Origin of the sequence: Sphingobacterium sp. GVS05A (genome assembly GCF_019969845.1) — a bacterium.
GTDB lineage: Bacteria > Bacteroidota > Bacteroidia > Sphingobacteriales > Sphingobacteriaceae > Sphingobacterium.
Genome location: NZ_JAHXYR010000006.1, coordinates 49019 through 62891 on the forward strand (window position 1 = coordinate 49019; position 13873 = coordinate 62891).

Consider the following 13873-nt stretch of genomic DNA (forward strand, 5'->3'; position numbering starts at 1 on the left):
GTTCGGGACCATGAAAACAAAACTATTCAAAACTATGATGATATTCTCCGTATTGTTCTCAGCCTGTCAGGGTAATAATAAAGTACCAGGGCACACGCAGAAAGCTGCGCCTAATTTCGCTGCTGATCTCACTTTTCTGCAAAAATGGGATCAACAACTGATTGTCCTTTCAGCTTCCGGAGGTGAAGCGAAACTTATTGTTTCGCCCAAATACCAAGGCAAAGTGTTTACTTCTACCGCGGAAGGTCAGGAGGGGAAGAGTTTCGGCTGGATCAACTACAAAGCTTTTGATCAAGCTATTGATCCACATATGAATGCTTATGGTGGTGAAGATCGGCTATGGCTGGGACCAGAAGGTGGGCCTTTTTCCTTGTTTTTTGCACCAAAAAAGGAAATGGTTTTTGATCATTGGCGTACCCCAGCTGCAATTGACACCGAAAGTTGGTCTGTGGTTTCATCCTCCACGAAAAGTGTGCGGCTCGCCAAGGATATGGAACTACAAAACTATGCCGGGAAACAGTTCAAAATAAATGTTAACCGTCAGGTCGAGATATTGGAACGCAAGGAGATCGAAGGTATGCTTTCCATTGTATTAGGGGATAAGGTGAAATCTGTCGGGTTTAAAACAACCAATAGCTTGCGAAATGCGGGTGATTTTACCTGGGATAAAAAGACCGGAGCGCCCTGCATATGGAATTTAGATATGTTTACACCTACTCCGGAAACCGTGATTTTAATCCCCTATAAAGAAGAAGCTGAAGGTAAAGTGGCCACAACAGACTACTTTGGTGAGATTCAATCTGATCGGATTGCAATGGAAAAAGGCGTTTTATACTTTAAGGCTGATGGTTTGTCAAGAGGCAAACTCGGTATACCACCTCATCGCGCCAAACCTATCGCCGGAAGTTATGCTGTTGATGAAGGTGTGCTTACGATTACCCTTTTTGACGTGGCCAATACTGCTACTTATCTAAACCAGGAATGGACGACAAAAAAAGATCCTTTCCTAGGTGATGCAATGAATGCATATAATGATGGCCCGTTAGCGGACGGCACGCAAATGGGACCTTTTTATGAAATTGAAAGTGTTTCTCCGGCGGCTTTTATCCCACCCAATGAACAGATTGTACACAATCATAGTGTCTTCCATTTTACTGGGGACAAAACTGAGCTGAATACAATTGCTGAGAAGGTGTTAGGAACCTCCCTAGCCCGTGTTTCAACAATTTTTGGTCAACCTAAAAAGTAACAAATATGAAAACATATCCTAAAATTGGTATTCGCCCTATTATCGATGGTCGCCTGGGCGGTATACGTGAATCTTTGGAAGAGACAACAATGAATATGGCTAAAGCTGTCGTGGCATTGTTTAACACCGAATTGAAATATCCAGATGGAACACCTGTGGTCTGCGTTGTTGCGGATACCTGTATTGGTGGTGTAAAAGAAGCCGCAGACTGTGCCGATAAGTTTGAGCGGGAGAATGTCGGTGTATCGCTTTCTGTCACACCCTGTTGGTGTTATGGTTCTGAAACAATGGATATGAATCCCCTGTTGCCCAAAGCAATTTGGGGTTTTAATGGCACCGAACGACCAGGAGCAGTATACTTGGCGGCAACCTTGGCCGCTCATAATCAAAAGGGCTTACCAGCCTTTGGGATCTATGGTAAGGATGTACAGGACATGGGCGACCAGCATATACCGGAGGACGTGCGTGAGAAGTTACTGGCCTTTGCGAGAGCAGGATTAGCTGTGGCAATCATGCGGGGCAAATCTTATTTGGCTATCGGTTCGGTTTCGATGGGAATAGCGGGGTCTATCGTTGATGCCGATTTTTTCCAAAGTTACCTGGGCATGCGTAATGAGTATGTGGATTCCTCAGAAATCCTACGCCGGATACAACAGAATATTTTTGATCCGGAGGAGTTTAAATTAGCATTGAAGTGGACGCGTGAACATTGTCAGGAGGGTGAAGACTTTAATCAAGCAAAGAATGTCAAAAGCCGCGAAGAGAAAGATCAGGATTGGGAGTTTGTTGTCAAGATGACGATGATTATGCGTGATCTTATGATCGGCAATCCAAGACTTGTCGATCAAGGCTACGGAGAAGAAGCCCAAGGCCACCATGCGCTCTTGGCTGGATTTCAGGGGCAACGGCAATGGACAGATTTCTTACCAGACGGTGATTTTTCCGAAGCACTATTGAATTCGTCATTTGATTGGAATGGCATACGTGCGCCTTATTTGGTGGCTACTGAAAATGATGCCTTGAATGGGGTATCTATGCTGTTTAATTATCTATTGACCAATACTGCGCAGATCTTTGCTGATGTGCGGACTTATTGGAGTCCTGAGGCGGTAAGGCGCGTATCTGGCTGGAAACCTGAGGGAAGGGCTGTAGATGGATTTCTGCACTTGATTAATTCCGGATCGGCGACCCTTGATGGTACGGGGAAACAGCGCCTTGGGGACAAGCCTGTAATGAAACCACATTGGGAAATTTCGGATAAAGAAGTGGATTCCTGTCTGAAGGCCACCACATTTTACCCCTCCAATAGAGATTATATGCGGGGTGGTGGTTTTTCGTCCAAGTTTGTCACTGAGGGAGGAATGCCTGTAACCATGTGCCGCCTCAATCTCATTAAGGGGGTAGGGCCAGTTTTGCAAATTGCTGAAGGATGGACGATCGATCTGCCAGAAGATGTACACCGTATATTGGATGAACGCACAGATAAAATCTGGCCAACCACCTGGTTTGTACCACGCTTGACCGGAGAAACTAATTTTTCTAGTGTATATGCCGTTATGGCCAATTGGGGTTCCAATCATGGCGCTATTAGTTATGGGCATATCGGCGCAGATCTGATCACGTTGGCAGCGATGTTACGCATTCCGGTCAATATGCATAATGTTGCGCAGGAGGCAATCTTTCGGCCATCGGCATGGGGAGCTTTTGGAATGGACAGCGAGGGCAACGATTATAGAGCATGTCAGGTATATGGCCCCTTGTATAAATAAGATTTAGGCTTCAATATAATTTTTATCACCATGAACACGACATCCCCAAGAAAAAAGAAAAGATCCCTCTTTGTCAATGAGCAAGGAGTCAATTATCTTGTGCCGTTCATTTTTATTTGCAGCCTATTTCTCCTTTGGGGTTTCGCCCACGGTTTCTTAGATGTTCTGGATAAGCATTTTCAGGATCTTTTGCATGTCAGTAAAGCGCAATCCGGCTTTGTGCAATTTTCCCTTTATATTGGATACTTGGCCATGGCCTTGCCTGCAGGATTATTCATTAAACGCTATGGGTATCAAAGAGGTATTATCCTTGGCTTAGCTATTTTTGCTATAGGTGCATTTATGTTTTATCCTGCTGCAGCATTGGGCGCTTTTATTCCTTTCCTGATCGCTTTGTTTGTGCTGGCCTGTGGACTCACATTTTTAGAGACCGCTGCTAATCCCTATTCTACTGTATTGGGGGACAAGGCAGGAGCTGCCCGACGAATTAATATTTCTCAATCTTTCAATGGACTTGGGTGGATATTAGGACCACTTATCGGCGGGCTTTTCGTTTTTGGGATGGAGTCAACGGGTGAACATGATAAGTTTGATTCTTTAGTGACGCCCTATATGATGATCGGTAGTATCGTAGTGGTGGTTCTGCTTATTTTTATGGTCATCAAGTTGCCTGAAGTCAAAGAAGACCCCGATACAGATGGGGAGGAAAACCCGCCATTACGAAAGCTATTGCAATATCCAGCTTTTATATTGGCTGTTGCGGCACAATTCTTATATGTCGCCGCGCAGACAGGCACGAATTCCTTTTTTATCAATTATGTCATAGATGCTGTTCATGATCTGCAAACGCCTATCAGCAATATCATGGTGCACTTAGGTTATTTTGGCGAGTTTTTTATGCCAAAAAATAATGAACAGGCGGCCTCAATTCTGCTCGCAATCGGTGGGATGGGAGCCTTCTGGATCGGTCGTCTCACAGGTGCATATTTTATGCGGTTTGTGAGCCCACGTAAATTATTGATGTGGTACGCGATCGCCAATAGTGTGCTGGTCACGGTTGTCATTGCTGATATCGGATGGCTTTCGGTTTTCAGCCTGTTCACGACATATTTTTTTATGTCCATCATGTTTCCTACGATCTTCGCCCTAGGGATTCAAGATCTAGGTACATTGACGAAGAAGGCTTCATCTTTTTTAGTGATGGCTGTAGCAGGGGGAGCCTTCTGTCCACCCATTATGGGATTGATTTCCGATCATTCTAAGATGGCTGTTGGTTTTTTTATACCATTACTATGTTATTTGTTTATTGCTTTTTACGGATTTTGGATCAAGCGTAAACTTAAAACGGAACGTATCACTGTAGGCGCGTCCCATTAAATAAGGAGAACAGGAATATGAGTAAGAATAAATATGTTATTGGAGTGGATTTTGGGACGGACTCTGTCAGGGTTATGCTGATGGATACAATCACCGGAAAGATCCTTTTTTCATCGGTTTGTTTATATGAACGTTGGCATAAAGGCTTATACTGTGATGCCGGCAACAGTCAATTTCGTCAACATCCATTGGATTATATAGAAGGGTTGACATCAGCGGTTAAAGCCTGTCTACAAACGGTGGATCCGGAAGTCAGACAAAGCATCGGCGCCCTATCTATGGCAATGACGGGATCGACACCCGTAGCTGTTGATGAACAGGGGACGGCCCTTGCTCTTCTTGATACTTTTAAGGACAATCCCAATGCAATGTTTGTGCTTTGGAAGGATCATACAGCGATCCATGAAGCGGCAGAAATCAATGTGGTCGGAAAAAAAGATCACCGAGGTTACTTGCGATACGTCGGTGGAATCTATTCTTCGGAGTGGTACTGGTCAAAATTATTACATGTACTTCGTGTAGATCCAGCCGTCAGGGAAACTTGTTATACCTGGGTAGAACACAGTGACTGGATGCCTTTTTTGTTGACAGGTGGCAATGATGCAAATCAGATGAAGCGAAATGTATGTGCAGCAGGACATAAAGCGCTTTGGTCACCCGCCTTTGGCGGCTTACCCGATATGGAGTTTTTTAATGCGGTCGATCCGATCTTAGGTCCCTATGCCGAACGATTTGGTGATAGGGTATATACGACTACTGAATCTGCGGGGTACCTTTGCGCAGCATGGGCTGAGCGACTGGGGCTTTCTACCGATGTGCAGATCGGTATCGGATCTATCGATGCGCACGTAGGCGCTGTAGGAGGAGAAATAAAACCCTACTACATCAGCAAAGTTATAGGTACATCGACCTGCGATATGATGGTCGTGTCCAAACCGGAGATGGAAGGCGTATTTGTGGAAGGTATATGTGGTCAGGTTGAAGACTCCATTATTCCGGGGATGGTGGGACTTGAAGCTGGACAGTCGGCCTTTGGCGATGTGTTTTCTTGGTTCAAGGATTTGCTCCTCTGGCCAGCAAAATTAAATTCTTCGGCCGATTTCAGTGCCGTTTATGAACATTTGGAAACAGAACTGTTAAAGGAACTCAACCGTGCAGCTGCGGAGTTACCAATGCATATCGATGATCCTTTTGCTTTAGACTGGTTTAATGGTCGACGGACACCAGATGCAGCGCCGACGCTGAAAGGTCTGATCGGCGGACTCTCTTTAGGGACAACGGCTCCTGCTATTTTTAGCGCTTTAGTAGAGGCAACTTGCTTTGGTTCACGGGCGATTATGGAGCGTATCGAAAGCGAAGGGGTAAGGGTGGCAGGGATCAATGCGATCGGCGGAATTGCTAGTAAATCTCCTTTCGCTATGCAGATGATGGCTGATATATTAAATCGACCGATACATATTGCGGCTACAGAACAGGTCTGCGCATTGGGCGCTTGTATGTTTGCTGCAGTGGTTAGCAACAGTTATGACACGATAGAAGAAGCAGCAGCCCGTATGGGAAAGGGGGATAAGGAAATTGTACAACCTAGGCCTGAATATAGGGCGCATTTTGATCATCGGTATGCACAGTATTTACGTTATGGCGCCGTGCAAAACGATCGTGATAACAAAGCACTGACTTAATGTTTTTAGGATGGAAACGATAACGCAAAAACAAGCCCACATCGGCAGATTACAAGATGTTTTGGATCATGATACTTTTAATCTGGTCTATACAACTTATCAGGGGACTCTGTATAAAAAGTTTATGTTTCTGCTCAATTTTCAAGAGACGGCGGAAGATATTCTTCAAGATGTTTTTTTGAAAACCTGGCAATTGCGGGATACGATCAAGACCGAGAAATCATTGAAAAGTTATCTGTTTCAGATTGGCAGAAATTTAATTATGGATCATTACCGTAGGCAAAAACGAGAGCAAGGTTTTACATTGACCTATCGTAATTTTATAAATGCAGTGGATCAGATCGATGAGGAATGTATATTCCATGAGGACAAATTTTCTAAATTAGAAGGAATTATCAATAAATTACCCCCGCGAAGAAAGCAGGTGTTTGAACTGTGTAAATTTGAGCGAAGGAGTTATGAAGAAGTAAGCGAATTATTGCATATTTCACCATCAACAATAAGTGATCACATCGTCAAGGCAATGCAGTTTATTAAAGTGCATTGGAATTAACACGATAACGGTGTGCACGCTATTTAGTATAAAAAAATATGAGCAAGAAGATCTCACTGAAGGATATAGCAGAGGCGGTAGGTGTTTCTACTGCGTTAGTGTCTTATGTATTGAATGATAAGGACGAACAAACAAGGGTAAATAAAGACACAGCAAAACGGATACGGGAAATGGCGAAAGAGATGAACTACCAACCCAATCAGATTGCGAAAAGCTTAAAAAGCGGTAAGTCGCAGGCGATAGGATTATTGGTAGCTGATATTTCCAATCCTTTTTTTGGGAATCTCGCTCGTGCTATAGAAGACGAAGCTAAAAAACATGGTTATAGTGTGCTGTTTGGAAGTTCCGATGAGAATCTCGAAAACTCGCAACGCTTGATTGATACATTTATCAATCGGCAGATAGACGGTTTTATTATAGCACCAGCAGAGGGTACGGCTTCGCAATTGGAATACCTAAAAAATGCCAATATTCCTTTCGTACTTATTGACCGTTATTTTAAGGATTTGGAAACCAGTTATGTGGTTGTTGATAATTTTAATGCAACTTATCAGGCTACCCAGCTGCTGCTGAGCCAAGGGCATACTAAAGTTGCCTATGTATGTTATAAAAATCAGCTGCAGCATACAGAGGATCGTTATAGCGGTTATCTGCAAGCGTTACTAGATCAGGGGAATGCCGAGGACAGCAGCTTGATATGTGAGGTAGAGTTTAATAACGCGACTTATTTCAGGGAGCAATTTATCGAGCTGTTGCAGCCGGATAGGGATGTAGACGCTATTCTCTTTTCAACAAATACCTTATCTATTATGGGGTTAAAGATTATCAACGAACTGAATATTACTGTTCCAGATGATTTAGCAGTTTTTTGCTTTGATGAGAGTGAAGCCTATGATCTGTTTTATTGCCCAATAAGCTATGTCAAACAACCATTGTCGATGATCGGGAAAGAAGCAGTGAAGATATTGCTTGAACAATTACGTGGGAAAGCATCCAGCGAACAGAAGGTTATGTTGGATGTGGAAATCGTTGCACGAAAGTCTTGTCAAAAATAAAAATGAAACGGCTATTACTTCCTTTACTCTTGTTGGTCGCAGACCTTTTATATGGTCAGGGAAGTTTTATGCCATGGCAGCAACTGGCACCACCGGATACAATGGGGACTTGGGTACAACCTGTACAAGGAAAGCCGGCGATGCCGGTTTGGGGACATGTAAATGGTATAAGGATCGGATTAGATCCTTTGCCGGGGCCGAGGGGGCTGATCCGGATTTATACCCCTTATCTAGATTATGGGTTTCCGGAAGTCATGAATTTTATTGCCTTCGAGCCTATTCCCAAGGGAAAGGAGGCCCGTGGATTTTCCGAACTGGAAATGAGCAGTATCCATCCCGGAAAACGCGGAAAGTATTTTTGGAGTGCAGATCATCCGACAGGGTTATCAGCCCTGGATGGAGAATATCCGGCACGGGGAATCGTGGAGCAAAGCAATGACGAGGAGACGCTAACGGTATATATATTTGCAGAACCCTTTGACAATGGTGCAAAAGTTTATGCTAGGCTTCGTTTTTTTGCGTCCAGACCCTATGAATTTGAATTGGCGACCCACACCTATGAAGAATCTCAAGAATTGGATTATTTCATACTAACCGCGACAATGGGCAATAAACCTCGGCTAAGAACACTTTTCTTGCAAGATGGAAAAGAATCCGCGCTGGAGTTATGGCCCGATTACAAAGACATCCATTTTACACCACATGCCTATTTTTCGCAACAACGTATGATTAGAGACAAAAAAGGGCATGTTTATTTTATTGCAGCTCCTGATGAAGCAGATTATCTCAAAACCGCCTATACGGCTGGGACTAATCAACACTGGAAGTATCGGGGTAAACGGGCGACCCAATACTGGATAAAAAAGAATCCCAGCGAGCAGCTCAATGGACTGCTGACCGGAAGATTCACTTATTGGGCGAGTAAAGAACCCATACCCGGAGGGGTCTCCATTGAAAATTTTGAATTGAAAGAACCGTTTAAGGCGGGAGATACCTTTATTTTTGGGATTACACCGCTTTCTCCCGACGCATTTATCCAGCATATCAAACATTAACCGACGAAACAATAACCAACGAAAAAACGAATCCTCCCACATAGCGGGTTTTTAATAAAAAATAGTTTCCGAGCAGAGGATTTTATGTGATCGAACGTATTAAGTATATAGTTGCTGTCGCATTACCCATATTTAGCTTAAACGATTAAATTTTTGTGCCGTAGTATAAACTGATTAATAACACCTAATATTAATGACTATGAAACGCTACCTAGATTTAGCACACTGGCTCTGTATAGCCTTTCTGTTTTGTACATTTTTTTTGCAGGCAAAAGCTATAGAATTCCCGACCGGATTACAGCAAAAGATCATCAGAGGCGAAGTGCGGGAAAGTGGTACGAATACCGCACTTGTGGGAGTCAATGTGCGGGTTAAGGGAAGAACAGGCGGAACTGTCACCAACTCAAATGGAAAATATGAAATCCCGATTGACTCCAAGGAAAGTATACTTGTTTTCACGTATACAGGAAAGAAGACTGAAGAACGTTTAGTGGGTGAAAACGATTTGATTAATGTAAGTCTTACGGATGAGAGCAATATGCTTGCCGAAGTCTATGTCGGTTATATGACGCAGCGGAAAGCCGATTTAACTGGCTCCGTTGCTATCGCAAATGCGAGCGATATTGCGAGGAACCCATCGGCGAATGCCATGAAATCACTTCAGGGAAAATTAGCGGGTGTGCACATCACCACCAACGGTGGAAATCCGGCAGAGGGTGTGAACGTACAGATCAGAGGTTTGTCGTCACTTTCCGGCGGAGTTAAACCGCTCATTGTTTTGGATGGTATGCCTACGGAGAACCTCAATTTACGGGATATCAATGCAGCAGATATTGAATCTATTCAGGTGCTGAAAGATGCAGCCTCCGCAAGTATCTATGGTGCACGGGCTTCTGGTGGGGTTATTCTTGTCCAAACTAAGAAGGGTAAAATTGGACAGACAAAAGTGGACTATAATGGTAGCGTCGGGGTAAGCAATATTGTGCGCAAGCCCAGATTGATGAATGCCGAGGAATACGGGCGGGCAACCTTTCGGGCTTATGCCTATGATGAGGCGGTCTATGGTGTGCCATTGACTCTGCCCAAAACGTACGATTTTACCTGGCATAGGGATGCTGAAGGACGCGCTGTGCTGGATGCTGTTAAACCAGCGGAGTATCTCAATGCTGATAAAACGGTGAAAAGCGCCGATACCGACTGGCTTGATGAAATTCTCCGTCCAGCGCTGATGACAAATCATCAGGTATCTGTTTCCAGTGGGACGGAAAAATCAAAGAGCATGTTTTCATTGGGGTACTTTGAAAACCAAGGAACGCAGATACACACCTTCTTTAGGCAGTTTTCACTGCGGGCCAACAATGAGATTAATTTAATCAATAACCGCCTAAAAGTAGGGGAGAATTTTGCAGTTTCTTATTTAAGATATCGCGATGCAAACGAGATGCGTTGGGCATTGATCAATCCACCAGCTGTTCCTGTACATGATATTTATGGCGGCTGGGCTGGTGCGGCAGGTTTTGACGACTTCACAAATCCTGTGCGTGTACTGACCGATAACAAAGACAATGTAAATAATTATGTCAAAATGATCGGTAATGTCTTTGTGGATCTAAATATCTGGAAGGGAATTTCTGCCCGCTCACAATTTGGTATCGATTACGGAAATTCCTATCGAAGGATAGTGGAAAAGAAATGGTCGGAAACAGGTGGACGAAATAGTGACGATGAAAATTATGTGGGGAATATCCAGTCTCATCCCCTCAGTTATGTGTGGACAAATACGCTCTCTTACAGCCTACAAAATGACAAACATAGCTTAGATGCGGTATTGGGAACTGAATACACACGATTTGTCGAGGAAGGTTTCTCTGCCCGACGGGAAGGAATATACCTGGAAGATCGTGATTTTGCGCATATTGGCGTAACCAATGGAACCAAATATTCACTTGGAAGCACGGCTGACGAATATGTATACCTGTCTTATTTCGCCAAAGCCAACTATGTGTATAACCAAAAATACCTGCTGTCGGCGACTTTGCGTCGGGATGGATCCTCACTTTTCGGCGCAAACAACAAATTCGCTATGTTCCCAGCATTTTCGGCTGGTTGGCGGATCAGCAACGAACCATTTATGAAAAAATATACATTTATATCTGATCTTAAGCTGCGTGGCGGATGGGGAGCTAATGGAAGTGTACAGGGCCTGCCAAGAGGTTATACCTCAACACCATTTACAACCGATTATTTTGGAACATCTTATCCGATCGAAGGGAATGAAACCGGACCAATATTTTCAGGATATCGACGGACCTGGCTAGGCAACCCTAATCTCAAATGGGAAACAACCACACAAACTGATCTCGCTTTAGATTTCAGCCTATTTGATAGCAGACTGAGCGGATCTTTTGGTTATTATTTTAAGAAAACAAAAGATATCTTGGTTCAGACTCCATACATTGCCGCGATGGGTGAAGGTGGGGAACCCTGGATCAATGGCGCAAGTATGAATAACCGCGGGATCGAATTGGATATTAGTTATCACAACAATCCGAAAAATGCATTTCGGTATACCATCTCTGCAAATCTGGGAACTTATAAGACCAAAATCGTTAGTCTTCCAAAAGATGTCATCAATAAATACCCTGGAAATGGTGTCAACGACCTTGTGTTAGGAAGGACGCCAAATATCTTGTATGGCATGGTCGCGGATGGAATCTTTAAGACACAGGAGGAAGTCGATAATCATGCTGAGCAACCCGGCAAGGCAGTGGGACGGATACGTTACAAAGACATCGATGGCAATGGAAAGATCGAAGAGTTTTATGACCGGACTTATATTGGAGTCAAAGATCCTAAGTTTTTCGGCGGGATAACCTTTGATTTTAGTTACCGCAATTTTGACCTTAATATTTTCTTCCAGGGGGTCTTTGGCAATAAGGTAAATAACCTATGGAAATTGGAATCTGACCTATGGAATATCAATGTCCCAGCACACAAAAATCATCCCACACGTATTTTGGATGGATGGTATTTTGATCGTACAGACTCCGATATTCCAGCCATCTCAAATTCTACATTAAATGCGGAGCAACGCCCCTCAAGTTATACGGTGGAGGATGGATCTTATTTGAAATTGAGGAATATAGAACTTGGCTATACACTTCCACAGGAAATTTCCAAGAAAGCAGCCATGAATAATTTAAGATTTTATGTCTCTGGACGTAATCTCCTGACATTCAAAAAAGGTTGGGGAAAAGACCGATATACTAGTTTTGACCCTGAGATGCCTGACTACGGCTATCTGACCCCTATGTTTTTGACTTTTGGTATCAATGTAACCTTTTAAACTTCCCTATTATGAAAACGTATAAAATAAAAATATGCCTTGCGCTTTTCCTATTAACTACTGTAAGTTGTACTGATTCTCTTGATATTGCACCCAAACAGGTGCTGGATGAATCCTTTCTAGTGAAACCAGAGGATATGGACGGTTTTGTGACAGCTGCCTATGCAAGAATGACCGATATTCCGTCATTTGATTCACCTTTTGCACCCTGGTGGTCGGGTTCTATGCGGGCAGATGATTCTTATAAAGGTGGTGGCGGAACATGGGATGGTGATGGCTGGCATAATATGGAGATCTTTGTCGGAGTCAATCCCAATGGATGGCCCCTAGACTATCCCTGGTATGTCTCTTACCAGATTATTCAACGTTGCAATACGGCGATTCAAAAGTTGCAGCTGATCAAGGAGGAAGAATTTCCACAAAAGAATGCCCGTCTTGGAGAAGTGAAATTTATACGGACATTCACCTTTTTTAGGCTAAAGCAATTTTGGAAATATATACCTTATATCGACGAAAAGGTAATTGGTACAAGTGCCGACTTTGAAGCGGTACCGAATAGAGAAAAAGACCAACCCAACGATCAGTATCTTTGGGGCAGAATATTGGCTGATTTTAAAGAGGCTGAACAGCTGTTGCCAGCGACGCAGCCCGAAAAAGGACGTGTTGATAAAAATGCGGCAACTGCGATGGTTGCCCGCACGCTGTTATTTATGGCGTATGAACAAAATGATAAACATACTGTCGTCAATATCAACAAAGAAAGGTTGAGCGAAGCATTGACTTATCTCAACAAATTGACCGATCAGGAAGGAGGAAAGGTTGGCTTACAGACAGATTTTGCGGAAAATTTTGATATAAATTTTGATAACAAGACTAAAGAATCTATTTGGGAGATTCAATATTCCATTGATGATGGAAGTTCAAGTGGTGGTAAGATCAATCGAGGTGAGGGACTAAATCACCCCTTCCAATGGGGCGGTTTTCAATGTTGCGGATTTCACCAGATCAGCTACACCATGGCGAATGCATTTAAAACTGGAACAAATGGTCTTCCTTTATTTGATACTTACAATAATGGGAGTTATGCAGATGGGGACGCGGTATTTTTTGGTGGGAACAGCTTTGATCCGCGATTTAGCCATACTGTCGCCGCGCCGGGGCAGCCTTGGAAATATAATCCAAATCTTCTTTTTGAAACAAAGGGGATTCGAAATGGTGCCGAATATGGTTACTTGAAATCTATTAAGGAATTGCCACAACCAGATTGTAAATGTTTGCTATATGATGGCTGGCAATTTAACTCGATGAACAAGAAAATGATTCGCTATGATGAGGTTTTACTTTGGAAAGCTGAGGTGCTGATCCAGTTGGACCGTTGGAATGAATCATTGGTACTGATCAACAAGATTCGTGAACGAGCGGCTAAAAGCACAGCGAGGTTAGTGAAAAAGGATGGTTCTCCGGTACTCAATTACAAAATTGCAACCTATCAACCTGGTGTCAATTGTACTTGGGATAAAGCTTTTGCCTGGAAGGCCTTACAATGGGAAAACCGTCTCGAGCTGGCCGCGGAGGGGCGTCGTTTTTTTGATCTGCAACGCTGGGGAATATTAGAGCCAACGATGAATGCCTACTTTTCAGTAGAAAAAAATAGGTTTAAGTGGCTGGGAGCGGGGCGTTTTACAGCAGGACGTGATGAATATTTTCCGATTCCTCAGCCTCAGATTAACTGGGCGAAAGGAAATTATACACAAAATCCTGGCTATTAGTTCCTAACTATAACGAAA

Annotated in this window: 9 protein-coding genes; all 9 read left to right on the forward strand. The window is 43.4% G+C overall.

All coding sequences use genetic code 11. The features are described 5' to 3' along the window. Positions 1-10: 10 nt before the first annotated feature. The 9 genes from LC454_RS15780 to LC454_RS15820 all read left to right on the forward strand — a co-directional run bounded on the left by LC454_RS15780 (position 11) and on the right by LC454_RS15820 (position 13855). On the forward strand, positions 11-1249 hold the full coding sequence (locus tag LC454_RS15780) for a DUF6786 family protein (protein ID WP_223583437.1): 1239 nt from the start codon (positions 11-13) through the stop codon (positions 1247-1249). A gap of 5 nt (positions 1250-1254) precedes the next feature. Continuing rightward, positions 1255-3018 (forward strand): L-fucose isomerase, encoded by a 1764-nt coding sequence (locus LC454_RS15785; protein ID WP_223583438.1) that lies wholly within the window; start codon positions 1255-1257, stop codon positions 3016-3018. A 30-nt stretch (positions 3019-3048) separates the two neighbouring features. Continuing rightward, positions 3049-4395, forward strand: coding sequence for an L-fucose:H+ symporter permease (fucP, locus tag LC454_RS15790; protein ID WP_223583439.1), 1347 nt, complete (start codon positions 3049-3051; stop codon positions 4393-4395). Between the two features lie 17 nt (positions 4396-4412). Then, a complete protein-coding gene (locus tag LC454_RS15795) occupies positions 4413-6077 on the forward strand; it encodes a ribulokinase (RefSeq protein WP_223583440.1) in 1665 nt (554 codons plus the stop codon). A gap of 10 nt (positions 6078-6087) precedes the next feature. Then, on the forward strand, positions 6088-6630 hold the full coding sequence (locus LC454_RS15800) for an RNA polymerase sigma factor (protein WP_223583441.1): 543 nt from the start codon (positions 6088-6090) through the stop codon (positions 6628-6630). A gap of 38 nt (positions 6631-6668) precedes the next feature. Continuing rightward, the gene (locus LC454_RS15805; RefSeq protein WP_223583442.1) at positions 6669-7685 is read left to right on the forward strand and encodes a LacI family DNA-binding transcriptional regulator; all 1017 of its coding nucleotides are present in this window, start codon (positions 6669-6671) and stop codon (positions 7683-7685) included. A 2-nt stretch (positions 7686-7687) separates the two neighbouring features. Beyond that, the gene (locus LC454_RS15810) at positions 7688-8740 is read left to right on the forward strand and encodes a hypothetical protein (protein ID WP_223583443.1); all 1053 of its coding nucleotides are present in this window, start codon (positions 7688-7690) and stop codon (positions 8738-8740) included. Between the two features lie 199 nt (positions 8741-8939). After that, a complete protein-coding gene (locus LC454_RS15815; RefSeq protein ID WP_223583444.1) occupies positions 8940-12086 on the forward strand; it encodes a SusC/RagA family TonB-linked outer membrane protein in 3147 nt (1048 codons plus the stop codon). An 11-nt stretch (positions 12087-12097) separates the two neighbouring features. Next, the gene (locus LC454_RS15820) at positions 12098-13855 is read left to right on the forward strand and encodes a RagB/SusD family nutrient uptake outer membrane protein (RefSeq protein ID WP_223583445.1); all 1758 of its coding nucleotides are present in this window, start codon (positions 12098-12100) and stop codon (positions 13853-13855) included. Positions 13856-13873 lie beyond the last annotated feature (18 nt).